Annotated in this window: 20 protein-coding genes and 1 pseudogene; 12 read left to right on the forward strand and 9 right to left on the reverse strand. The window is 69.0% G+C overall.

Annotation, left to right across the window (positions count from 1 at the left end; genetic code table 11):
* Positions 1 to 113 precede the first annotated feature (113 nt).
* Positions 114 to 1,109 (reverse strand): helix-turn-helix domain-containing protein, encoded by a 996-nt coding sequence (locus tag OG788_RS07535; RefSeq protein WP_406369651.1) that lies wholly within the window; start codon positions 1,107 to 1,109, stop codon positions 114 to 116.
* Between the two features lie 161 nt (positions 1,110 to 1,270).
* On the opposite strand from OG788_RS07535, the gene OG788_RS07540 reads away from it, so the two are divergent.
* From OG788_RS07540 to OG788_RS07550, 3 genes are all read left to right on the forward strand, one after another.
* Positions 1,271 to 1,579 (forward strand): hypothetical protein, encoded by a 309-nt coding sequence (locus tag OG788_RS07540; RefSeq protein WP_351542234.1) that lies wholly within the window; start codon positions 1,271 to 1,273, stop codon positions 1,577 to 1,579.
* Between the two features lie 171 nt (positions 1,580 to 1,750).
* A complete protein-coding gene (locus OG788_RS07545; RefSeq protein WP_406369652.1) occupies positions 1,751 to 1,921 on the forward strand; it encodes a hypothetical protein in 171 nt (56 codons plus the stop codon).
* Positions 1,922 to 2,066: 145 nt separating this feature from the next.
* On the forward strand, positions 2,067 to 3,254 hold the full coding sequence (locus OG788_RS07550) for a tachylectin-related carbohydrate-binding protein (RefSeq protein ID WP_406369653.1): 1,188 nt from the start codon (positions 2,067 to 2,069) through the stop codon (positions 3,252 to 3,254).
* 623 nt (positions 3,255 to 3,877) lie between these two features.
* On the opposite strand, the gene OG788_RS07555 is transcribed toward OG788_RS07550, so the two are convergent.
* Entirely contained in the window at positions 3,878 to 5,167 is a 1,290-nt protein-coding gene (locus tag OG788_RS07555; RefSeq protein WP_406369654.1) for a hypothetical protein, read from the reverse strand.
* A gap of 580 nt (positions 5,168 to 5,747) precedes the next feature.
* On the opposite strand from OG788_RS07555, the gene OG788_RS07560 reads away from it, so the two are divergent.
* Complete coding sequence (locus OG788_RS07560) at positions 5,748 to 6,506, forward strand: maleylpyruvate isomerase family mycothiol-dependent enzyme (protein ID WP_406369655.1); 759 nt, start codon at positions 5,748 to 5,750, stop codon at positions 6,504 to 6,506.
* Positions 6,507 to 6,689: 183 nt separating this feature from the next.
* Here OG788_RS07560 and OG788_RS07565 read toward each other — a convergent pair whose 3' ends face one another.
* The gene (locus OG788_RS07565; protein ID WP_356750236.1) at positions 6,690 to 7,103 is read right to left on the reverse strand and encodes a MarR family transcriptional regulator; all 414 of its coding nucleotides are present in this window, start codon (positions 7,101 to 7,103) and stop codon (positions 6,690 to 6,692) included.
* An 85-nt stretch (positions 7,104 to 7,188) separates the two neighbouring features.
* On the opposite strand from OG788_RS07565, the gene OG788_RS07570 reads away from it, so the two are divergent.
* Entirely contained in the window at positions 7,189 to 8,676 is a 1,488-nt protein-coding gene (locus OG788_RS07570; protein ID WP_406369656.1) for an MFS transporter, read from the forward strand.
* Between the two features lie 68 nt (positions 8,677 to 8,744).
* A complete protein-coding gene (locus OG788_RS07575) occupies positions 8,745 to 9,077 on the forward strand; it encodes a DUF6332 family protein (RefSeq protein ID WP_406369657.1) in 333 nt (110 codons plus the stop codon).
* Here the strand turns inward: OG788_RS07575 and OG788_RS07580 are convergent.
* The 3 genes from OG788_RS07580 to OG788_RS07590 form a co-directional block, all read right to left on the reverse strand.
* The gene (locus OG788_RS07580; RefSeq protein ID WP_406369658.1) at positions 9,038 to 9,703 is read right to left on the reverse strand and encodes a response regulator; all 666 of its coding nucleotides are present in this window, start codon (positions 9,701 to 9,703) and stop codon (positions 9,038 to 9,040) included. The two genes, OG788_RS07575 and OG788_RS07580, sit on opposite strands and share 40 nt — an antisense overlap.
* Positions 9,700 to 10,935, reverse strand: a complete 1,236-nt coding sequence (locus OG788_RS07585) for a sensor histidine kinase (protein ID WP_406369659.1) — start codon at positions 10,933 to 10,935, stop codon at positions 9,700 to 9,702. Before OG788_RS07585 ends, OG788_RS07580 begins: the two co-directional genes overlap by 4 nt.
* Positions 10,936 to 11,053: 118 nt before the next feature.
* Positions 11,054 to 11,782, reverse strand: coding sequence for a TetR/AcrR family transcriptional regulator (locus OG788_RS07590; RefSeq protein WP_406369660.1), 729 nt, complete (start codon positions 11,780 to 11,782; stop codon positions 11,054 to 11,056).
* A 227-nt stretch (positions 11,783 to 12,009) separates the two neighbouring features.
* Here OG788_RS07590 and OG788_RS07595 point away from each other — a divergent pair, with 227 nt between their 5' ends.
* Entirely contained in the window at positions 12,010 to 12,459 is a 450-nt protein-coding gene (locus tag OG788_RS07595) for a nitroreductase family deazaflavin-dependent oxidoreductase (RefSeq protein WP_406369661.1), read from the forward strand.
* Between the two features lie 172 nt (positions 12,460 to 12,631).
* Here the strand turns inward: OG788_RS07595 and OG788_RS07600 are convergent, their stop codons facing one another.
* Complete coding sequence (locus tag OG788_RS07600) at positions 12,632 to 13,888, reverse strand: geranylgeranyl reductase family protein (protein WP_406369662.1); 1,257 nt, start codon at positions 13,886 to 13,888, stop codon at positions 12,632 to 12,634.
* Between the two features lie 176 nt (positions 13,889 to 14,064).
* On the opposite strand from OG788_RS07600, the gene OG788_RS07605 reads away from it, so the two are divergent.
* Positions 14,065 to 15,420 (forward strand): dipeptidase, encoded by a 1,356-nt coding sequence (locus OG788_RS07605; protein ID WP_351542221.1) that lies wholly within the window; start codon positions 14,065 to 14,067, stop codon positions 15,418 to 15,420.
* A gap of 163 nt (positions 15,421 to 15,583) precedes the next feature.
* Here OG788_RS07605 and OG788_RS07610 read toward each other — a convergent pair whose 3' ends face one another.
* Positions 15,584 to 16,621: an NUDIX hydrolase gene (locus OG788_RS07610; protein ID WP_406369663.1), complete on the reverse strand. Its 1,038-nt coding sequence runs from the start codon at positions 16,619 to 16,621 to the stop codon at positions 15,584 to 15,586.
* A 182-nt stretch (positions 16,622 to 16,803) separates the two neighbouring features.
* Positions 16,804 to 17,609: pseudogene (locus OG788_RS07615) on the reverse strand (transposase family protein).
* A gap of 220 nt (positions 17,610 to 17,829) precedes the next feature.
* Between OG788_RS07615 and OG788_RS07620 the strand changes: the two are divergent.
* The 4 genes from OG788_RS07620 (at position 17,830) to OG788_RS07635 (ending at position 24,060) form a co-directional block, all read left to right on the forward strand.
* Positions 17,830 to 18,966: a Fic family protein gene (locus tag OG788_RS07620; protein WP_406369664.1), complete on the forward strand. Its 1,137-nt coding sequence runs from the start codon at positions 17,830 to 17,832 to the stop codon at positions 18,964 to 18,966.
* Between the two features lie 190 nt (positions 18,967 to 19,156).
* Positions 19,157 to 19,621 (forward strand): transposase, encoded by a 465-nt coding sequence (locus OG788_RS07625; protein ID WP_406369665.1) that lies wholly within the window; start codon positions 19,157 to 19,159, stop codon positions 19,619 to 19,621.
* Positions 19,622 to 20,432: 811 nt separating this feature from the next.
* Positions 20,433 to 21,419, forward strand: a complete 987-nt coding sequence (locus OG788_RS07630) for an AAA family ATPase (protein ID WP_406369666.1) — start codon at positions 20,433 to 20,435, stop codon at positions 21,417 to 21,419.
* A 148-nt stretch (positions 21,420 to 21,567) separates the two neighbouring features.
* Entirely contained in the window at positions 21,568 to 24,060 is a 2,493-nt protein-coding gene (locus OG788_RS07635) for a S8 family peptidase (RefSeq protein WP_406369667.1), read from the forward strand.
* Positions 24,061 to 24,113 lie beyond the last annotated feature (53 nt).

Raw genomic sequence — 24,113 nt, forward strand, 5'->3', positions numbered from 1 at the left:
CCGAACTCCGACCCCCACCCGAAGAACGATCCCCGCACGCGAGCCGCGCCGGCGGACCCAGCGCCTCAGCCGCCCCGGAAGCGGTCGTCCCGCCTCGTCCCCTGGACCGCGGTTCAGGGGCGGACCGGCAACCAGCCCTGCTGGACGGCGCGTACGCCGGCCTCGAAGCGGCTTCGCGCGTCGAGGCGGTCCATCAGTTCGGAGGCGATCCGCCGGGCCGTGCGGTGCGACACCCCGAGCCGTTTCGCGATCGCCTCGTCGGTGTGCCCCTCTGCCAGGAGACGGAGGGCGGTCGCCTGCTGGCCGGTGAGCCCGTTCGGGTCGGTGGGGACGGCCTCACCGAGCGGCCGGGCGGCCTCCCAGGTGGTCTCGAAGAGCGCGCACAGCGCGGTGAGCGTGCCCTGGCCGGTCAGCAGGACGGCGCCCGCGGCGGTGTCGTCGCTGCTGACCGAGATCATGGCGGTCACCCGGTCCATGAGGATCATCCGGGTCGGCAGGGACGGAGTCGTCCGGATCCGGCCGCCCAGTCCGGCCAGCCACGTGGCGTGTTCGACGGTGGGCCGGTTGGTGCGCACGCTGTCGAGGTAGATCGTGCGCATCCGCACCCCGCGGCCGAGCAGATCCTGGTTGAGCGGCCGGGAGGCGGCCATGTTCTCCGCGGTCTGCGGCCCGCCCGGGGCGAAGGTCAGGAACTCCTCGCGCACCTCTCGGGTGAGCACGGCCAGCCGGTCGCGTATCTGGTCGAGGCCGACCAGTTGCTCCACCCCGGGATGACTGGTGGCGGGACGGAGCTCGGCGTACTCGGAGATGAGCTGGGCCGCGGCCGCCCGCGAGGCTTCGAGCCGCTGCTGATGGGCCGCCAGCTGGGCCTGTTGACGGCCCATCAGGATCTCCATGCCGATGTCCGGGGACACCGCCCTGAGTCTGCCCGCGTCCCCGGCCGCGGGGCGCACCAGCGCCAGCTCGCTCAGCGTGTCGAGGGCGTCGCGCACCTCTTCTCCGGACAGCCCCACGTCCTCGGCAAGGGCCGCGACACCGGCGGCCGGGTGTCTGAGCATGGCGCGGTACACCGTCTCCGCGACGGAGTCGAGCCCGAGAGCGGTCAGCATCTGGTTCCCCCCAGTTTCCTGCACACAGCATCCCCTGTTCGTCGATGATCTTTGCAGAGCTGCCGGGGATCGTCACGGGGGCAGGACGGAACCGGTCATGGCCTCAACCGTCCATTCCACAAGGTGACTTGCTCACACCTTCGGTTGAGACTCTGGGGCGCATGTACCTGGTCCACACGCATCTGGAACTACCCTCCGGCGAAGAACTGCCGCAGAACATCAGGGCGTTGGTGCGATCGGCCATCGTCTCCCGAGACCTCGTCGAGCACGTTGCCGTGCACCCCACCCCTCCCTCCCACCTCACGCTCGGCTTCTATCTGTTGACCGAGTCACTGGATGAGGCGGAGGAGCGTGCGGTACGGGTCTGCCATCGACTGCTGTGCGATGTACCACAGTTGGCCACGGCGCGCCTGACCGGCGCGGGGGTGCCGCTGATGCCGCTGGCCTTCGCACCGCACAGGGTGGACTGAAGCGGCCCGCGTGGACGCATCAGTCCAAGGCCCTTTCCGTCCATCCCTGAACTCTTTTCACGGACATGAGCTGCGGCGAACCTATTGATCACCGGCCGAGCCGAGCGTCACCGCGGGACGCGACAGCGGGCCGGACACCGCAACTCATCCCTGGAAGGAACGGAAACAGCCATGCTTCGCACCCGAATCGCCAAGGTCGCCGCGGTCTCCTCCCTCATCGTCGCCGCGGCTCTCGCCGCCCCGGTGATCACGCTCCGGTCCACGGCGGCCACGGTCCCGGCCTCCGTCGTCGTCGCCGACGCCGGCTGGCAGGTCGCCCCGACGGACGCCGGCTGGCAGTAGGCCGCCCCCAGCGCCGTCCTGTTCCGCACACGTACGCCCCTCTCCCGTAACAGCCACTCGCCGCGGCCGACGTCCGCGCACCGGCCGTTCGGCCACCGTCCGACGCCTGCCCGACCGACCACAACCGCCCCCGGGGGACCGAAAAGTGAAGAACATCCGCAAGAACGGCCGGAGAATCGCGGGTCTGCTGACAGCCGGTGCTCTCGGCACCGCACTCCTCACCGTGACCGCCCCGACCGCCGAAGCGGCCACCACCTGCTCGGGCGGGGTCAACATCTACGGCGTGCTCGACGACGGCAGGCTGACGTTCAGCCAGATCAACCCGGCCACCGGAGATCTCGCCAAGGTGCTCGTCGGGCCGGACCTCGGCTTCGAGCCGAAGGCCATGGCGACCCTCAACTTCAACACGGTCCTGGTGACGTCGACCTCCGGCGCCCTCTACCGCGTCGACATCAGGACCAACAACACCAGCCTCGCCCTGCTGAACGCACCGGTGAAGATCGCCGACAGCGGCTGGACCCACGACAAGCTCACCTACGACGGCCACGGCCACCTCTACGGCACCACCGCCGCCGGGCTGCTGCTGCGGTACAACGTGACCGAGGACAAGCCGGCCGGCTCCCAGCACATCGGCGTGCGCACCGAGATCGACTCCGGGTTCGTCCTGAAGACCCTCACCGCCACCGGCGACGACCGGCTCAGCGCCACCACCGAGGACGGACGGCTGCTCGACTACTCCGTAGCGGGCGCAGGCTCCTGGAAGAGCAACGCCCTCAAGTCCTCCGGCTGGTCCGGCTTCAACCAGCTCGTCTCGCCCGGCGCCGGCCTCTACTACGGGCGCCTGTCCACCGGCGCCATGTACTGGTACAAGGACGCCAACCCGACCGACGGTTCCGGCTCCGACATCTCGTACCACCTCGACGACCCGGTCAACACCAGCGGCTGGACGCAGAAACTGCTGTCCGCCCAGCCGGTCACGTACACCTGCACCACCACCACGGAGACGGTCGACCGGGACGACATCACCGAGGTCAAGGCCGCCGGCAGGCAGATGATGAACAACAAGGACGCCTCCTGGGCCACCTCCGCGCAGTGGGCCTGCCTGGAGACGCTCTGGGACCACGAGAGCAATTGGCGCTGGAACGCGACGAATTCCTCCTCCGGCGCCTACGGCATCCCGCAGGCGCTCCCCGCGACCAAGATGGACGTCGCCGGTGACGACTGGAGGGAAAACCCTCTCACCCAGATCAAGTGGGGTCTGAGCTACATCGACGGCCGCTATGGCTCCCCCTGCAACGCGTGGAACTTCTGGCAGGCGAACAACTGGTACTGACACCGAAGGACTTGAAAAGGGCGGCGCCCCCTCGGACCGAGGGGGCGCCGCCCTTTGGCATGGGCCCACGGAGTTCGGCGGCCTTCCATGACACGGATCCACTCGTCCCTCGACGAGTCCATGGAGCCCACCCCGAGCTTCACCGTGAGCAGGGTTCCGGCGATCCCCCGTTCCCCGCTCCCCGCTCCCCGCTCCCCGCTCCCCTGCTACCGGCGACCGCCCGGCACGTCGAACAGCTCGCGTCGACCGCGAACCGGAGGTGACGGTCTCCGGGGCGTGTCGGCCGAGGAGGTGGTGTGCACGAGGCCCGGCACGACCCCGGGCACCGCCGACGACGTTGCTCACAAGTCAGCCCGGGAAGCCCCGCCGGACTCGGCGGTGTGGTCGACGGTGGGAGCCCAGCCCGCGTCGGACGCGCTGCGAGCGTCTGCCGAGTACGGCGCCACCCCGGCCGGCTCCGCACCGCCCCGCCCAGCCCCGGCCGGCTCCGCACCGCCAGGAATGCGGCCCTCGGCCCTGGCGGGCACGGTGGTGAGGTCCGCCGCCTCGGCCGGTGGGGGGCCACGGACGCCTCGAAGGCCCCGCCGGGAACCGGCGGGGCCTTCGAGGAAGCGGGAGGGGCGTCAGGCGATCTTGTCGTAGCGCAGGGCGATGTACGACGAGGCCGGGTGGCTGTCGATGGTGCCGCTGTAGACGTTCGCGGTCGAGTAGTTCATGTCCGAGGACGGGCTGCCCTCGGAGTAGTAGTAGAAGGTGCCCGCGTCCTGGTCCTTCCAGCCCGCGAAGAGGACCACGTGCTCGGAGTAGTCGTTCAGCGCGTCACCGGGCCTGAGGTCGGCCTTGGAGATCTGCGTACCCGCGCTGGGGAGGGATTCGGTCGTCAGCGAGGTGGTGAGGTGCCAGGCCATGGAGACGAAGCCGGAGCAGTCGGTGCGATAGGAGTCGTCGCCCTCGATGTCGGTGGCGTAGGCGGTCTGGCTGTACTGGACGTTGCGGTTGTACCAGTCCTTGGCCCGGGTCATGACCTCGTTGCGGTAGATCGTGCCGCCCTGCACGGACTTCGGCGGGGCCGGTGCCACGTAGGCGCAGTTGTCCGCGTAGGCCGACAACAGGGTCTGGGTCCAACCGGACGCGTCCACCGGGTCGTTGGGGTGGTAGGCGATGTCGCTGCCGTCACCGTCGGTCGGGTCCGAGTCGTGGTACCAGTACATGCCGCCGCCGGTACGGCCGTAGTAGAGGCCTCCACCCGGCGAGGAGAGCGAGTCCACCGCCGACCAGCCACTCGACTTCAGGACCGAGCGGTCCCAGTCGTTCACGCCGTTGATCTTGTAGCTGAGCAGTCGGCCGTCCGAGGTCGAGGCGATGATGCGGTCGTCGCCCGCGGCGGCCAGCGTCTTGAGGACGAAGCCGGTGTCGATCACGACGTGCTGGCCTATGTGGGCCGACCCCGAGGGCTTGTCCTGCGACACCAAGTACTGGTGGAGCTGTCCGTCGACCGTCCCGTAGAGATGGCCGGCGCCGTCGTAGACCATCTTGTCGAAGGTCCAGCCGCCGTCCCAGATCTTGACGACGCCCGCGACCGCGAGGGATGTGTTGTTGGTCTGCACGTCGACCCGGTAGAGGTCACCGGTGGTCGAGGTGACCAGGACGGTGTTGAAGTTGAGGGTCGCCATCGCCTTGGGCGTGAAGCCGAGGTTCGGGCCGATGAGCGTCTTGACGCGGTCGCCGGTGTTCGGCTCGATCTGCGTGTACGTCAGCCGGCCGTCGGACAGTGTGCCGTAGATCGACACGTTGCCGGTGCACGAGGCGACGGCGTGTGCGGCGCCGCCGGTGATCGCGACCAGTCCGAGGGACATCGCGCCGACGGCGACCGCGGCGGCGGTGGTACGGCGGATGGCATGGCTCAGCTTCATGGTGTCTCCTGCGGCATGTGAGTCGAGCGGGCGAAGGCATTTCCCCGGCCCAGACAGCTGCCCTGCAGGTGCAGCTGTGAAGGATGTCTCGGGTGTGACGCCCGGTGGCAGGAACTACTTTCGCCGCAGGTCACGGGGGTTGGAAGAGGAGACCCATGGACGCAAAGGTCCTTGGCCTGTTACGTCCTGACGGGGCGTCGGCGGCCGCCCGAGCGGATCCTTTTCAGTCGTCCGCGCAACCTGGCCGACCCCGACGACATCGCGCCGTGGCGTTACCTTTCCCGCCGCTGCGGCCGGTGGATCAGCACCGCGTGTGCGGTGGCGTATACCGCGCAGCAGGCGGTGACAGCCACTGCCAGGGACGCCGCGGCCAGGGCGGCGGACGCGCCCCCGATGCGCAGGCGAGGCCGACGCAGAAGGCCAGGGCCTACCAGGGCCACGCCTCGTTCAGGACGAGATAAGCGGCACGACCGGCCGTAGAGGTGTCGGTCTCAAGAAGTCGGGTGAGGGCGGAGCGCCAGGCTCCCCGCTCCGCCGCCCCCTACTCCCCCGACGGCCCCGCATCCGGCACACTCGCGGCATGGAGATTCCGGAATTCGTGGAAACCCTGGACAGGGAAGGCCGGTTGCTGGTCGCGGCCGCGGTGGAGGCGGGTGTCGAGGCCAAGGTCGCGACCTGTCCCGGCTGGCAGGTCAGGGATCTGGTGCGGCACACGGGCATGGTCCACCGCTGGGCCACCGCGTTCGTCGCGGAGGAATACACCTCGTACCACCCCGACGGCGGACTGCCGGATCTCGACGAGGACGAGCTGCTGACCTGGTTCAAGGAGGGGCACCGAACGCTCGTGGACACCCTGGCGGGCGCCTCGCCGGACCTGCGGTGCTGGAGCTTCCTGCCCGCGCCCTCGCCACTCGCCTTCTGGGCGCGCAGGCAGGCGCACGAGACCACCGTGCACAGGGTCGACGCCGAATCGGCGCTCGGCGGGGAGGCGACCGTGATCCCAACGGACGTCGCGGTCGACGGGATCGACGAGTTGCTGCGCGGGTTCCACGGGCGCTCGAGGAGCAGGGTGCGTACCGAGGAGCCTCGCGTGCTGCGCGTGCGCGCCACCGACCGCCCGGACGCCGTGTGGACCGTACGGCTCTCGTCCCGGCCGCCGCTCAGCGAACGCGGGGAGCACGCCCAGGTGGACGTACATGCGGAGGTGGACTGTGAGCTGGCAGGTCCGGCCGCTCGGCTCTACCTGGCGCTGTGGAACCGTGTGCCGTTCCCGAGCGTGACGGGGGACCCCTCGCTCGCCGGCCTGTGGCGGGAGACGTCCGGAATCACCTGGAGCTGATAGCCGAAGCCGGGTGCTGGGCGCCCGAAGCCGGGGTCCGGGGCGCCCGGAGACGGCCGACGAGTGGCCTGGGCGCCCGCAACCGGAGGGCCGTGGCTCCCCTCGCGCCCGAACGCACGGCCGTGGCCCCTCGCCCGGCCTGAAACGGGCCGCCCTGGCGACCACGGCGGCGGGACCGCCCGGTCACTCGCAGGAGGCCGCCGGGCCGCCCGCCAGCATCCGGGTGAGGACCGCGCGCTGCAACGGCTTCACCTCGCCGTGCAGTTCACGCCCCTTCGACGTGATGCACACGCGCACACCCCGCCGGTCCTCCGGGCACATTCCGCGCGTCACGAGACCGTCCTTCTCGAGGCGGCCGATCAGCCGGGACAGGGCGCTCTGGCTGAGGTGGACGCGCTCGGCGATCTCCTGGACACGGTAGGAGGGGCCGCCGTCCGCCGCGGTGCCCTCCGCCAGCACGTCGAGGACCTCGAAGTCGCTGGCGCCCAGGCCGTGTCGATGCAGTTCGCGGTCGAGCTCACAGAGGGTGCGGGCGTGCACCGCGAGGATGTCGCGCCACTGGTCCACGAGCCCTTGCTCGGCATTCTTCGCCGCCATGCCCGCACCGTAGCAAAGAATCGACTTTGTTGCATCGGAATTAAATGCGCTTGCATTGAATGCATGTGCATGTACTGTCGGACCCATGACCTCTCCGCTCACCCACCCCGCGCCCCAGGGACGCTGGACCCCCCGTCTGTGGGGCACCCTGCTCGTGCTCTGCGCCGCGATGTTCCTGGACGCGCTGGACGTGTCGATGGTCGGCGTCGCACTGCCGTCCATCGGCTCCGAACTCGACCTCTCCACCTCGACACTTCAATGGATCGTCAGCGGCTACATCCTGGGTTACGGCGGGCTGCTCCTCCTCGGCGGACGCACGGCCGACCTGCTGGGCCGCCGCCAGGTCTTCCTGGTGGCCCTCGGAGTGTTCGCGCTCGCCTCGCTGCTCGGCGGGCTCGTCGACTCGGGCCCGCTGCTGATCGCCAGCCGTTTCATCAAGGGCCTGAGCGCCGCGTTCACCGCGCCCGCGGGCCTGTCGATCATCACCACGACCTTCGCCGAGGGCCCGCTGCGCAACCGCGCGCTCTCCATCTACACCACCTGCGCGGCCACCGGCTTCTCCATGGGCCTGGTCCTGTCCGGTCTGCTCACCGAGGCGAGCTGGCGGCTGACCATGCTGCTTCCCGCGCCCATCGCCGTCGTCGCCCTGTTCGCGGGCCTGAAGCTCATCCCGCGCAGCGAGCGCGAGAAGGACCACCGCGGCTACGACATCCCGGGCGCCATCCTCGGCACCGCTTCGATGCTGTTGCTCGTCTTCACGGTCGTCCAAGCGCCCGAGGCCGGCTGGGGATCGGCCCGCACCCTGCTGTCCTTCCTCGCCGTCGCCGTACTGCTCACCGTCTTCGTCGGCGTCGAGCGACGCAGCCCGAGCCCGCTGATCCGGCTCGGCGTCCTGCGTTCCGGCAGCCAGATCCGGGCCCAGCTCGGCGCGATGGCGTTCTTCGGCTCGTACGTCGGATTCCAGTTCCTGGTGACGCTGTACATGCAGTCGCTGCTGGGCTGGTCGGCCCTGCACACCGCGCTCGCCTTCCTGCCGGCCGGCGCGCTGGTGGCGCTGTCCTCCACGAAGGTGGGGGCCATCGTCGACCGGTTCGGCACACCCCGGCTCATCGCGACGGGCTTCGCCCTGATGGTCGTCGGATACGCGCTCTTCCTCCGCGTCGACCTCGACCCGGTCTACGCGGCGGTCATCCTGCCGACCATGCTGCTGATCGGCGCCGCGTGCGCCCTGGTCTTCCCGTCCCTCAACATCCAGGCGACCAACGGCGTCGACGACCACGAGCAGGGCATGGTCTCGGGCCTGCTCAACACCTCCGTGCAGGTCGGCGGCGCGATCTTCCTCGCGGTCGTGACGGCGGTCGTCACCGCCAACTCCTCCGAGGGCTCCTCGCCCCAGGACGTTCTCGACAGCTACCGGCCCGGCCTGATGGTGGTGACCGGCATCGCCTTCGTGGGGCTGCTGATCACTCTGCCCGGCCTGCGGACACGACGCCCTCAGGAGTCCGTCGTCGTCGCCCAGTCCGTCCGGAAGGCGGCGGAGTCGGAGTCGGAGCGTGTCGCCGTCCGCGACTAGGGGACGCTTCCGACGCACGCGCCCGGCGGGTCCTTGCCCCGCCGGGCGCAAGCCTGTTGACTCGACGCATGAGCAACAACGGGGAGAGCGCCGACAGTTACCGCGCCCACACGCAAGGGACACGCGCTCGGCGCACCCAGGCGCAGCGGGACGCGGCCACTGTCGAGATCGGATACGCCTTGGCCAGCGCGGCGTTCGTCGCGGCGGTCGCCTTCGGGGTCGTCAGCGGGCCCGCCCTCTTCCTGGACCTGTCGCACGGCACGGTACGGGCCCTCGTCACCGCGGGGGCCGGCCTGGCCGCCGTCCTCTTCGCCCTACGGGTGGCCACCGTACTGTTCCGCTTCCCCGACGAAGCGGAGCCTCAGCCCAGCCAGCCCGGTCGCACCAACCCCGACTCATAGGCCAGCACGACCAGTTGGGCCCGGTCGCGGGCCCCCAGCTTCACCATCGTCCGGCTGACATGGGTCTTGGCCGTGAGCGGGCTGACGACCAGGCGGCGGGCGATCTCGTCGTTCGAGAGGCCGATGCCGACCAGGGCCATCACCTCCCTCTCCCGTTCGGTGAGTTCGGCGAGCGACCCGGCGGACTCGGGTTCCTTGGAACGGGCCGCGAACTCGGAGATCAGCCGGCGCGTCACCCCGGGCGAGAGCAGGGCGTCGCCCTCGACCACCGCCCGTACCGCCCGCAGCAGTTCCTCGGGCTCGGTGTCCTTGACCAGGAAGCCGGAAGCACCGGAACGGATGGCCTCGAAGACGTATTCGTCGAGCTCGAAGGTGGTGAGCATGACCACCTTGACCTCCTTCAGGTCCGCATCGCCGGTGATGCGGCGCGTGGCGGCGAGGCCGTCCAGCAGGGGCATCCGGATGTCCATCAGGACGACGTCGGGACGCAGTTCACGGACGGCGCGCACCGCTTCCTCGCCGTCGGCGGCCTCTCCGGCCACCTCGATGTCCGGCTGCGCGTCGAGAAGCGCCTTGAAGCCGGCCCTGACCAGTGACTGGTCGTCGGCGAGCAGTACGCGGATCACCGGTCCTCCTTGACCTTCCACGGCAGTACGGCCAGCACCCGGAACCCTCCGTCGTCGCGCGGACCCGCCTCGATCGTGCCACCCAGTGCCGCCGCCCGCTCCCGCATACCCGCGAGCCCATTGCCGCTGCCGCCCGCGTCCACGCCGGTGGCCGGCCCGTCGTCGTCGATCCGCAGTCGCAGCGCGCCCTCCGCGTGATCGAGCCGCACGCGCGCGCGGCGCGAACCCGAATGCCGTACGACGTTGGTGAGCGCCTCCTGGACGATGCGGAACGCGGCGAGATCCGTGCCGGGCGACGGCGTCGGGACCTCGCCCTCGATCTCGACCGTCAGACCGGCGTCCGCCGCCTGCTCGACCAGTTCGGGGAGCCGGTCCAGCCCCGGCGCGGGCGCGCGCGGCGCCTCACCGGGTGCGCGCAGCGTGTCGAGCACCTGGCGGACCTCGCCCAGCGCCTCCTTGCTGGCCGCCTTGATGGTGGTGAGCGCCGTACGCGCCTGCTCGGGGTCGGAGTCCAGCAGCGCCAGGCCGACGCCCGCCTGGACGTTGATCACCGAGATGCTGTGCGCCAGCACGTCGTGCAGTTCTCGGGCGATCCGCAGCCGCTCCTCGTCCGCGCGCCGCCGGGCGGCCTGCGCGCGCTCCGCGCGGTCGCGGGCCCACTGCTCACGGCGCACCCGGACCAGTTCCGACAGCGCCAGCACCGCCACGACCCAGGTGGCGATGCCGATCTCCTGCATCCAGGAAGGGGGGCCGTCGCCCGTCGGAGGCAGTCCGCGGTACAGCCAGTGGGCCACCACGAGATGCCCTGCCCACAGCAGGCCGACCGCCGTCCAGGCGGCCCGGCGGTGCCCGGCGACCACGGCGCTGAAGCAGCCGACGGCGACAGGAAGGAAGACCGGACCGTACGGGTATCCCGCGGCCAAATAGACCAGGGCGACGGCAGCGGTTCCGAACACGACGAACACGGGGTACCGCTGCCGCCAGAGCAGCAGACCGGAGCCCACCACGAGGAGTGCCCTGGCGAAGAAGTCCAGGGCGAGCCGGTCGCCGTGCTGGGCGTGGGCCGCGAAGTTGGAGCCGAGGAGCACGAACGCGGTCAGCAGCAGCGTGGAACGCCACGGCCAGCGCGCGCGGCGCTCCTCGTCGTTCCACCGGCTCCACCCGGGCGGCCCGTGCCACCGCCGCGGTGGACCGCCCCACGTCGGACCCGCGGGCGTGTGCTGCTCTTCCATGACCGTCACGCTAGACGGACGGACACTCCTACGGCGTCCGCCGGGCGAGGTGATCACCCGTACTCCCCGCGGAGTACGGCGTCGGTGAGCCCGGGCCCACGCCGGAGGTGGTCCCGGCCTACGACGAAGGCGTACCGCCGGCGGTCGCGCCCGGCTCCGGATGGACGAGCCCCACGTCGTGCGCGAGCCGGCCCACGGCATGCCGGAAGAACGGTTCACGGTCCTCCACGACCCGGTTGAACTGGCCGAACAGCTCGAATCCGATCAGCCCGTAGAGCTGTGCCCACGCGGCCACCAGCGCCACGATCACCTCGGGCGGCAGATCGGGCGCGAGATCGGCGGAGATCCGCTGCGCCTCGGCCTTCAGTTCGTCGGGCAGCGGCGTACGGGCCACACCCTTGCCCCGGTACGCGTCCCGGACGATGCCGATCAGGAGCAGGCCGACCCGGGAGGCGGCCGGAACCGTCTCCTGCGGCGCCGTGTACCCGGGGACGGGGGAACCGTAGATGAGCGCGTACTCGTGCGGATGCCCCAGCGCCCAGCGCCGAGCCGCCACGCACACGGTGATCCAGCGCTCGCGGGGACCGGCGGCGGCCACCTCGGCGTGCGCCGACTCGGCGGCCTCACCCAGGGAGTCGTAGGCGTCGATGATGAGCGCGGTCAACAGGTCGTCCCTGCTGGGGAAGTACCTGTACAGCGCGGACGAGACCATCCCGAGCTCACGGGCCACGGCCCGCAGCGAGAGCTTGGCGGCGCCCTCCGCGGCGAGCTGGCTGCGCGCCTCTTCCTTGATGGCGGCGGTGACCTCGATCCTGGCTCGGGCACGTGCCCCTCGCGCGGTACTCATGGGGAGCAGTGTCCCACGAATCCAGAGCGGTGCACACAAAAGTGAGCAGTGATCCGAATCTGGATCAGTGCTCCACTTCGGGATCAGCGCCCACCGGGGAAAGCGGCGCACAAAAACGAGAGCAGTGCTCTTGCATTGGATCACCGATCTGATGCAGACTCTTCTCAAGCGAGAGCGGTGCTCACAAAAGAGATCGGCGCTCTCATCACAGATCTCGAGGGGTCACCGTGTCCACACACGTCCAGAAGCCGGGCTGGTTCACCGTCAACGTCTTCAACCGCGCCGTGGCCTGGGTGACCAGGCGCGGCATCAGCGTCTGGGGTTCACGCGTCCTGGCCGTCCGGGGCCGCAAGAGCGGCGAGTGGCGCACGACGCCGGTCAACCTGCTTACCGTGGACGGCGAGCAGTACCTCGTGGCCCCTCGCGGACATGTCCAGTGGACGCACAACATGCGGGCGGCCGGCGCCGGCGAGCTGCGCCTCGGCAAGAAGGTCGACACCTTCACCGCCGTCGAGGTCGCCGACGACGACAAGGTCTCCCTGCTGCGCGCCTACCTCAAGCGCTGGAAGGCCGAGGTCGGGGTGTTCTTCGGCGGCGTCGGCCCCGACTCGTCCGACGAGGAGCTGCGGCGCATCGCTCCCGACCACCCGGTCTTCCGGATCACGGTCACGAGCTGACGACGGTCGCCGCCGCCGCTCCTCCACCTCGGCGGCCCCACCTTCGAGGCGGCGGAGGATCGAGGGAGGGCCGAGGTTCGAGGTTCGAGGGCGGCCGACGATCGAGTGCGGTCGACGGCGGCCACCTCCCCTACCGCCGCTCCCCTCCTCCTGCTCCCCTCCGGCTGTTCGCCTACTCCTGCTCGCCGTCCGCCGCCTGCGGCCCGCGGTCGATCGCCGTCAGGGCGCGTCCGACCATCGGGTGGGAGCGGATGATCTCGCCGAGCGTGGTGGAGCCGCGGGTGATCCCCGTGAAGGCCTTCCACACCGGACGCAAGCCGGTGAGTCCCGCGTGGAACATGCCGGGACGACGCTCGAAGGCCGCGAGCAGGCGCTTTCCGACGCTCATCTCGATGCCGAGCCCGGCCTTGATCGCGAAGGCGTAGTTGAGGGCCTGTCGGCGGGCGTCCACCGCGTCGTGCGCCTCGGCGATCCGGACCGCCCACTCGCCCGCCAGTCGCCCGGAGCGCAACGCGAACGAGATGCCCTCCCGGGTCCAGGGTTCGAGCAGTCCCGCCGCGTCGCCGCAGACGAGGACCCGGCCGCGTGACAGCGGCGAGTCGTCGGCGCGGCAGCGCGTCAAGTGGCCCGAGGAGATGGCCGGTTCGAAGCCGGCGAGGCCGAGCCGGGCGATGAAGTCCTCCAAGTACCGCTTGGTGGCGGCACCTTCACCGCGCGCTGAGATCACGCCGACGGTGAGCGTGTCCCCCTTCGGGAAGACCCACCCGTAACTGCCGGGCATGGGGCCCCAGTCGATCAGGACGCGCCCCTGCCAGTCCTCGGCGACCGTCTCCGGCACCGGGATCTCGGCCTCCAGACCGAGATCGACCTGGTCGAGCTTCACCCCGACGTGCGCTCCTATCCGGCTCGCACTGCCGTCCGCGCCGACCACCGCACGCGCCAGCACGGTCTCACCGCCTTGCAGGACCACGGCGACGGTGCGCCGGTCCGGCACCGCCGACCCGTGCTGCTCGACGCGCGAGACCGTGACACCCGTACGCAGCTCGGCGCCCGCCTTCTGCGCGAACTCGACGAGTTGCTGGTCGAACTCCGGCCGGTTGATCAGCCCGAACAGCATGTGCCGGGACCGCCGGGTGCGGGCGAACTTGCCGTCCATCGAGAAGGTGACCGCGTGCACCCGGTCTCTGAACGGCAGTTCGAAGCCGGGTGGCAGGGCGTCGCGCGAGGGGCCGATGATGCCACCGCCGCACGTTTTGTAGCGGGGCAGTTCGGCTTTCTCCAGCAGCAGGACGCTGCGTCCCGCGACCGCTGCCGCGTAGGCGGCCGAGGCGCCCGCCGGTCCCGCGCCGACGACCACGACGTCCCACACCTGCTGCCCGTCGTCCGCCGTACGTCGCCCGTCGTCCGCCGAAGAGTTCTCGCTGCTCACGTTGGTCTACTGCTCCCAGTCCAGCCGTCTGCCGCACCTGTCTCCCGCATCCTACGGCGGGCATCGCCGCAGGCCGCTGTGGGAGGATCGGCAGCGTATGCGTCCTGCACACCAATACGCATCACCCGATCATCTGTACACAGAAGTACAACGTCGCACCTACGAGGAGCGTGCCCATGTCGTCGAATCCGGTCGCCGAGACCGTCGCCTCGCTCATGCCCCGGGCGAAGGCGGAGCTCACCGAGCTGGTCGCCTTCAAATCGGTGGCGGACTTCGACCAATTCCCCAGAAGCGAGAGCGAGGGCGCCGCGAACTGGATCGCCGACGCGCTGCGCTCCGAGGGCTTCCAGGACGTCGCTCTGCTCGACACCCCGGACGGCACGCAGTCGGTGTACGGCTTCCTTCCCGGACCCGAGGGCGCGAAGACGGTCCTGCTGTACGCGCACTACGACGTGCAGCCGCCGCTGGACGAAGGGTCCTGGGCGACACCGCCGTTCGAGCTGGTGGAGCGCGACGGCCGCTGGTACGGGCGGGGCAGCGCCGACTGCAAGGGCGGCGTCGTCATGCATCTGCTGGCCCTGCGCGCCCTGAAGGCGAACGGCGGCGTTCCGGTGCACGTCAAGGTGATCGTCGAGGGTTCGGAGGAGCAGGGCACCGGGGGTCTGGAGCGGTACGCCGAGGAGCACCCGGAACTGCTGACCGCCGACACCATCGTCATCGGCGACGCGGGCAACTTCCGTGCGGGCCTGCCGACGGTCACCGCGACCCTGCGCGGCATGACCCTCGTACGGGTGCAGGTGGACACCCTCGAAGGGAACCTGCACTCGGGACAGTTCGGCGGGGCGGCGCCCGACGCGCTGGCGGCGCTGATCCGCGTACTGGACTCGCTGCGGGACGAGGAAGGTTCGACGACCGTCGACGGCCTGGCGGGCGACTTCGCCTGGGACGGCCTGCAGTACGAGGAGCAGGCGTTCCGTGCGGACGCCAAGGTGCTCGACGGGGTGGAGCTCATCGGCTCCGGCACCGTCGCCGACCGCGTGTGGGCGCGTCCGGCCGTCACGGTGCTCGGCATCGACTGCCCGCCGGTCGTCGGCGCGACGCCGTCGGTGCAGGCCGGTGCCCGAGCGCTGGTCAGCCTGCGGGTGCCGCCGGGCGTCGACGCGGCCCAGGCGACGAAGCTGCTGCAGGCGCACATCGAGGCGCACACGCCGTGGGGCGCGCGGGTGAGCACCGAGCAGATCGGTCAGGGCCAGGCGTTCCGCGCCGACACGTCCAGCCCCGCGTACGCGTCGATGGCCGAGGCCATGGCGGTCGCCTACCCGGGCCAGGAGATGCAGTCGGCGGGCATGGGCGGCTCGATCCCGCTCTGCAACACGCTGGCCTCGCTGTACCCGCAGACGGAGATCCTGCTCATCGGCCTGAACGAGCCGGAGGCGCAGATCCACGCGGTGAACGAGAGCGTTTCCCCGGACGAGCTGGAGCGGCTGTCGGTCGCGGAGGCGCTGTTCCTGCGGAACTACGCGGCGAGCTGATCCGCAGCGGTACGGCAGGGGCCCACGTCGTCGGACGTGGGCCCCTGCCGTGCAGGCGACCCGTAGGCCGCGACACCCCTTTGCGCGGACCGACCCGTGGTCCGTAGGCACCCGTCGTGCGCGCCGCGGCCGGTCAAGGATGCCGTCGACGGAGGTGGCGGGGTCAGCCGAGCGGGACTCCGGCCTCCAGGTACAGCGCCGCGCCGCGCTCGCGGGCCCGCAGGGCCCAGCGGAGTCGTTCGTAGCGCACGGGCGGCAGAAGGTCGGCCGCCTCCTGCTCGGTGACGAAGCGCCAGCCGCGCAGCTCGGGTCCGGGCAGCAGGAGTCCGCCGATGGCCTGCTCGTCGAGGCGTCCGCCGTCGAACAGGAGCCGCAGACCGCCGTAGCCGGGGGGTGCGGGCGACTCCCAGTCGATGACAAGGAGCGTGGGCACCTCGTCGAGGGTGATGCCGGTCTCCTCCGTGACCTCGCGCATCCCGGCGCGGGCGGGGGCCTCGCCCGCCTCGACCACTCCGCCGGGGAACTCCCAGCCGGCCTTGTACGTCGGGTCGACGAGCAGGACCCGGTCGTTCTCGTCGAAGAGGAGCACCCCGGCGGCGACCGTCTCGGCGGTGGGTTCGGGGGTCTGCACGATGGCGCACACGGGTGCCTCCCCGGTGCGTACGGCCTCGGCGATGCGCAGGGCGGTGTCGTACGGGGTGAGCGCGCTGGTGTCCACGGGGTGGGCGTCTGCCGTGAGCCAGCCGAGGGCGGCACGGTACGGCTCGATGTGGTCGTAGCACCACTGGCGCACCCGCATCTCGCCGTCGGGCAGCTCCGGAGGCACCTCGCGCCCGGCTATTCGCTCACGCAGGATCGTTTCCGCCGGGGCGAGGAGCACATGGTGGACGGGGATCCGGCGCGCGGCGAGCCCGCCGAAGATCTCGTCGCGGTACTCCTGGCGCAGCAGTGTCATCGGGACGACGAGTACGCCGCCGAGCTCGGCGAGCATGGCGGCCGCGGTGTCGACCACGAGCCGCCGCCAGATCGGCAGGTCCTGGAAGTCGCCGACCTCGGCGAGGTGTTTGGGCGGGAGCAGGTGCGTGAGTGTGCCCCCGATGACCTCGGGGTCGAAGAGCGTGCTGTTCGGGATCAGCTCGATCAGTTCCCGTGCGGTGGCGGTCTTCCCCGCACCGAACGCACCGTTGATCCAGAGGATCATTCGTACTCCAAAACTTCAAGGCCGCTGAACAGCGGCGGAGCCGCTTTCACAAGGTCATCCGGGAGCGACGCGGGAAAAGGAGGAGTCCACAGGCCCTCGCCCACTACTTCCTTCTCCCACACGCCTCGGAGATAAGCCAGAATCCGCTCCTCCATCGCGACCGTTACCTCACTGAACCTCTTTCATCTTGAATAGTCGCAGTTCAAGAGTGTGTGAATGGCTCGGATGACGGTGCCGATACGCCGGGTTGAACATCGGGCTCGCCGTAACAGTCGCCAGGACTTCAGCTGTGCGAAGGCGCGCTCGCCGGGAGCCCGCAGCCGCGCGTGGTCGCGGTTGAACTGCTGGTAGTGCTCGGGCTGTTCGCTGTAGTGGTAGTAGGGGGTGCGGACAGTGGCGCCGGCACCCTGGTAGGCCCGGTCGGCAAGCACGAGGATCTGCCGGGTCAGGCACGCTTGGACGATGCCGTGGGCGCGGGCCGCGGTGAGGTCGCGGGTCCGTCCCGGTGTCGCGCGCGAGAACCACAGCGGGATTCCGTCCGGGGCCGCGATGACCTGTACGTTCATGCCGTGCTGCTGGTGTTTCTGCGAGTAGTACGGCTCGTCCGCCCTGATGCGGTCGGTCAGGATGAGGGTCCCGTCGACGATGACGAAGTCCCCCTCCCCCAGGCCCACCAAGGCCTCGCGCAGGCCCGGCGCCCAGGCGGCCAGGACCTCGAGCGTCTCGTCGACGTAGCACCATGCCGTCGCCTCCGACACCCCGAACCCAGCGCCGACCTGTGCGAACGTCTCGTTCTTCCGCAGATGGGCCAGTGTCGGCAAGGCTTGCTTGAAGCAGCTCGACTTCCGCCACGGCGAGCGAAGTTCACGCCTTCGGGTGTAGATGAGCCAGGAGACATGCTCGACCAGCTCGTGCGGGACGTCGAGCGTGGAAGGATACGGAACCAACGAAGCCCCCCGGCCGTCGGCGTGTTGAGTGAGATCACCACACCAGCGACGAGGGGCTTTGCTACGTCACCCCACCTGACCAGCCTGTTTCACTCCTCAGACCCCAGCATGAAAGAGGTTCACCGTCCGTCACTCCATCAGGGCGTGAACACGGCCTTGCCGATGAATACGCGACCCCGCGAAGTGCGAGCCTGCCAGTCCCCGGGCCGTAAACGGAAGCGACCGATTGACGTGATGATTGCGTCACTATATCATCGGGTGATGCTCTTCACCATGCCTGATCTCACCACGGACGACCGCCGGGTCCTAGATCAGATCGACCAGATGCGCGAGACAATGCGGCATGCCGTGCAGACCTCCGCCGTGAAGTGGAGGGAGGGCCTACGGAAGTTCCTCACCGCAGACGCGGTAGCAGCCTCGAATTCTATCGAGGGCTTCAAGGTGTCGACCGTGGACGTCGAGGATCTCATGGAAGGCGAGACCGAGGTCGACGTCTCGGAGGAGAACCGGGAGGAGACTCTCGCCTACCAGCGGATGATGACCTACATCCAGACCCTCCACGACGTCGAGGACTTCTCCTACAGCAAGGGCCTGCTCAACAGTCTTCACTGGATGCTGCAAGGCCACCGGCACAGCATCCGCCGGCCAGCGGGCCAGTGGCGCAAGGGCCCCGTCTACGTCACAGACCCCCGCGATCCGAGCATCGCCGCCTACACCGCCCCTGACGCACCGCTCGTCACCGGTCTGATGCAGGAACTCGTCGACTGGCTCAACGAGAGCGACGGCACACACGCCCTGGTGCGGGCCGCCATGGCCCACCTTCATCTGGTCTCCATCCACCCCTGGGCCGACGGCAACGGCCGTATGTCCCGCTCACTGCAAACCCTCATGATCGCCAGAGAAGGAGTCCTCGCACCGGAATTCTCCTCCATCGAGGGCTGGCTGGGTCGACCGGGCAACACATGGGAGTACTACCGCGAGCTCAACGACCGGGGCAGCCAGTACCAGCCCGACCAGGATGTTTCTGGCTGGATCAGATTCAACCTCACCGCCTACCACCAGCAGGCACAGACCGTCCAGGGCCGCCTCACCCGCTCGGGCCGCGCCTGGACCTCCCTCGCCGACTTCGCCGACAGCCAGGGCCTCGACGAACGCACCGTCACCGCACTCCATGACGTCGCCATGGCCGGACGCGTGCGCCGCTCCCGCTACCAGCACGCCGAGGACCTCAGCCTCCAGCAGGCCCAACGCGACCTCCGAGACCTCACGGCCAGCGGCGTCCTCCAGCCCGTCGGCCGCACCCGGGCGCGCTACTACACTGCCGGCCCCCAGTTCCCCCAGGACGCCATCCACATCGCACGGACCCCCATGTCCCTGACACACCCCTACCGCACCTGATGGGCCCGATCTGCGAGACGTTGCGGAACCGCTGTCGCGTCACGCTGGCGGGAGGCTACGCCGCACTCCCTTGACTCTGTCGGTGATCTCGGTATCGCGAGCGTGTCTGAAAGATCGCGTAAGTCCGTGATGTGACAGCCTGGCCCGAGGCTCGGCCTCGGGCTCTTGGGCCAGGCGGATCGGACGAGTCATGGCAGACAAGACGGAACCGGTTGCCTCTACGGCCGGGGACGAGATGGTGAATGAGGTCGCCGGGCGGTTGCTCGACAAGGCCGATGCTTCCGGGCTGGCTCTCCTCGGTGAGGGCGGGCTGCTGACGGAGATCACCAAGGCTGTTCTGGAGCGGGCTCTGGAAGCCGAGATGAGCGAGCATCTTGGCTATGAGCGGGGCGATCTCGCTGGTCACGGATCGGGGAACTCCCGCAATGGCACCTCGCCCAAGACAGTTCTCACCGATGCCGGCGCGATCGCTCTGGCGGTGCCGCGGGATCGCAACGGCGAGTTCGAACCGCGCTTGGTACCGAAGAACGCGCGGCGCTCCCCCTGTGCTCTCACGCAGGTACTCCACTGCTACGCCGCCTACCGTGATGCCCATCAGATGGGAGGTGTCAGGGGCATACCGCAGGCAATGCCAGCTCCCGGCGGCAGTGTGTAAATGCATCATCCGCAGAGCCGTAGGCAATCCTTCACCCAGTCGACTTTGGGCAGCAATCGAGGCAAACGCGAGAGTCAGCGCGTTGAGACACGGCGGGGTGATGCTGCTGCGGCCCAGGACTGGAGCAGTTGCTCTGCGGTGAGGCTGGGCAGGCTCAGCGGTGCTGCAACATTTTCGATCAAGTAGGGCGGGGTCGGCCGACGGCGCGTGGCGAGAGTCCGCCGGGCTTGCCTGAAGGCCCGTTCACGATTGGGGCGGCGATAGGTCATGACAGCCAGGATCTCAGGCGCTCAGGCCCTGCCAGTCCACACTCCGCGTCCGATCCTCCGCGCACCAGGACGCTAACGAGCCGGGAGCAGGATGACATCCGCCACGTCGCGCTCGACCTTCACAATCACGGATACGGGTGAAGTGCGGAGAAGCGCTGCGGTACACGACCTCTCACCGTGTCGGCGGTTCTACCAGGGAATGAGGCGTCTAGCTCCGTGCCGGTATCAGCGTCGGTCGGAACTTCGGCACGCCGTGACACCTGGGAACCTCAGTAGGCGAACGGACCATACTCGGTCGCGGGGCAGCCCCGCGCGTGGCACTGCCAGCTATGGCGGGAACAACACTGATGATCGTGCGTCTATGAGCTGGGCGGCTACCAGACGATCACACCGCGTCGAAGATACGTCCGACCTGGCAGTGCATGGAGCGTAATCCCTCTGCATGCTCATTGAGTGCACGGGGTCGGATCCTCGTACGATGCGTTGTCAGTGGAAGCAGCTACGGTGGTAGCGCACCGGGATTACGGGGAGGTGTGGCGCGGATGGCGGCCAGCGCTGAACATCTGAAGGCCCTCGTCCGGGCTCACGCTGAGGCGGATGACGACAGGTTCTACAGTATTGCCCTCCAGGTAGCGGCCAAGTCCGCACGGCAGGGGCATGGCAAGTTGGCTGTGGAGCTTCGTGACCTTGTCGAGTCGGTGCGGGAACAGGGGGCGAGGCCCCTGAGCACGGTCAGTCCCACACCGGTGGTCCAGCCCCGCGGGGAGTTGGCGAACCTTCTAAGCGCGGGGTATCACGATCTTCGACTCAACGACATGACCCTCGGAGCAGAGCTCCGGGCTTCCTTGGACCGGGTCCTGCACGAGCAGCGGCAGCGTGCCCGGCTGGAGCGCTTCGGTTTCACCCCGGCGCACCGCATCCTGTTGTCAGGGCCACCCGGCACTGGCAAGAGCATGACGGCGGCGGCGCTGGCCGGCGAGCTCTCTCTGCCGCTCTTCACCATTCGTTTGGATGGGTTGATCAGCCGTTTCATGGGCGAGACGGCGTCAAAGCTGCGGCAGGTCTTTGACGCTGTGGCGCAGACGCGCGCTGTCTATCTCTTCGACGAGTTCGATGCACTCGGCGCGCAGCGTGCCATCGGCAACGATGTGGGCGAGGCACGCCGCATCCTTAATTCTTTCCTGCTCTTTCTGGACGAGGCTCCCTCGGAGAGCCTGGTCGTTGCTGCCACCAACCATCACGAGATCTTGGACCGGGCCCTGTTCAGGCGCTTCGATCTGGTGATCCCGTACGAGCCGCCCACGCCTGAGCAGGCGGTGGAAGTGATGCGCAGGAGGCTCGCGGGAATGGACACCAGGACAGTACGGTGGTCCTCAGTAACTGAGAGTGTGGCCGGGCTGAGCCATGCGGAACTGGTGAAAGCTGCCGAGTCCGCCGCCAAGCAGGCCATCCTGGGGGGTGCCGAAATGATCGACAATCGTCTCTTGCTGGATGCGCTGAGAGATCGGCACGCCCTGCACCATGCCTGAACCGCACACGCCACCCAGCACCCCGCACCTCCTCGTCACCTGGCGGTCCAGGACTCTGACCCCCAAGCCTCCCCAGCCAGCCGTGGGAGGCAGCGCCATGGATCGCTCAGCCGACCGGCAAGGACACGCGTCCCGTCTCGTGGACGGCTTGGAACAGGCCCAGGAGGAGGCGACGGAGGCACGCAACAGTGCCCCGGAGCCGTATCGGGCAGACGGCTTCGCCATCCGAATCGAGGCGGCGGCGGGACATGATCTGAAGCTGGACGCTCTCGACAACTCCGGGCTGACGTTGATGAGCGTGCACCCGGGTACTGAGCAGAGTCCCGAGAACGCGATCGTGTGGCTGCCGTACGAGAAGGTCGCAGACTTCTCCCGCCGCATCCAGCAGTTCACCCAGGACACCCCCACCGGCGCACCCAAGCAGGCAGCCCTTGTCGCCAACATGGAGGCGGTCCAGCGAGCGCTCTTTCAGCACCTGTGGCAGGAGGACGACCCGCTGCCCCCGTCGGCAGAAACCCGCTGGTGGGAGCTGTGGTTCGACCCTCAGATCGTGCAGTCGGACCCTGTCACTACGCTGCGGGAGGTGGCCGCAGAGCGTCAGTGGCCGATGACCGAGGTCGCCATCGCCGTCGGTGACCGTCTCGTCGCCCACGTCCAGACCACGTCCGAGGAACTGCAGGCCTTGCTGGCCACCAATGCCTGTCCGGTGGAGATCCGGCGCCCCAGCTTCGCCCAGGAGCTGCATGCCTCGGACCGTTCTTTCCAAAAAGACCTGGTGTACGACCTCGCGGCGCGGGTGGAGGCTGCCCCACCAGATGCCCCGGCCGTCTGTGTTCTGGACACCGGCGTCAGCCAGGAGCACCCCCTTCTCAAGCCTGCCTTGCACGGGCGAACGCACAGCGCTCTGCCGCAGCAGTCGCCCGCCGACCGCCATGGACATGGCACGGAGATGGCAGGGATCGCTCTGTACGGAGATCTCGCCGTACCGCTGGAACGCCAGGACGCCGTGACACTCAGGCACGGCCTGGAGTCCGTGAAGATTCTGGACGGCAATCCGAGAGATGCCGCGCACCCGCGTACATACGCCGAGGTGACCGCGAACGCGGTGGCGTCAGCGGAGATCGGGGCCGATGGCGCGACGCCGCCACGAGCACGCGTGTTCTCCATGGCCGTCACCCGCCAGTCCGGTGACGGCGAGAACGGGGTCGACGGGGCACCGACCTTGTGGTCCGCCGCCTTGGATGCGCTTGCCGCAGGGACGGACGTGGTCACCCATGACGACCGCATCGAGTTGATGGGCACACCAGACCCAGACGCCTCACGGTTGATCGTGGTCAGCGCAGGCAACATCAGAGACTTGACGCCACAACAGATCCGCGGTGCCGATGGCACCCTTGACCACCTGATCATGTGCGACCTGTCGCGTATCGAGGAGCCGGCCCAAGCACACAACATCCTGGCCGTTGGAGCATTCACCGAGCTCACCGGAACACCCAAGGACGCCTCATTCGCAGGATTTCGGGCGCTTGCGATGCCAGGGCAGCTCTCGCCCTTCAGCCGGACGTCTGTCGCACTGACCGGGATGCCGGTGGTGAAGCCCGACATCGTGATGGAAGGCGGCAACCTCCTCGTCGACTCCTCCGAGACGCTGCTGGATCCCCACGACGTCGTCAGCGTGACAACCACCCACAAGGACCCGTTCCGGTTGGTGTCATCCGCGAATGCCACCAGCGCCGCAACTGCTCAGGCAGCACGGCTAGGCGCACTCGCCTTTGCCGCATACCCGGGGTTGTCTGCGGAAGCCGTGCGCGCCCTGCTGGTGCATGAGGCGCGCTGGACGCCCGCGATGATGGGTGACGGCCTGTACAAACGCACGGGAAGCCCCAGACTGACCAAGAATCAGCTGATGCGGCAGGTCATCCGACGGTACGGCTGGGGGGTTCCCAGCGAGGAACGGGTGCTGTCCAGCGCCTCCAACGCCGTCACCCTGATCGTGCAAAACCAGTTGGTCCCCTTCCGCCGGGACAAAAGCGGCGGTGCGCGTCTGGCGGAACTGCAACTCCATGAGCTCCCCTGGCCTCTGGCGCAGTTGAGAGAGCTGGGTGCCGCCGCGGTGCAGCTGCGGGTGACCCTGTCCTACTTCGTCGAGCCGAACCCGGGGCGCCGCGGCATGCGCGGTCGCTATACCTACGCGTCCCACAGGCTGCGTTTTGCCATCAAGTCACCCAATGAGTCCGCAGACGGCTTCGAACGGCGCATTACCGCCCAGGCCGAGACCGAGACGGATACTCCCTCTTCCGCGAAGGCGTTCGAAGGAGATGCGAATTGGCTCGTCGGTCCACGCAACCGGAATCAGGGGTCGCTGCACTCCGACATCTGGCAGGGATCCGCGACAGAGCTGGCTGACTGCGGTGTCCTCGCAGTCTTCCCCTCCGGCGGTTGGTGGAAGACCCATAACCGCGCCGACCGAGTAGGCCGGCCGGTGCGATACGCACTTCTCGTGTCACTGACGACGCCCGAGGTGGAGGCCGATCTGTACACGCCGATCGCAAACCAGCTCAACATTCCAATTTCGGGCACGCCACAGGTGCGCAACGAGGTCGAATTCAGCGCCCCTACACAGATGGAGATCGGTTGGTGACCGGCGTTGGGGCGAGGCAGCGGCGGGTAGCGAGCTACGAGGAGAGCGCTCCA

The sequence above is a fragment of the Streptomyces sp. NBC_00647 genome (assembly GCF_045207245.1).
GTDB lineage: Bacteria > Actinomycetota > Actinomycetes > Streptomycetales > Streptomycetaceae > Streptomyces.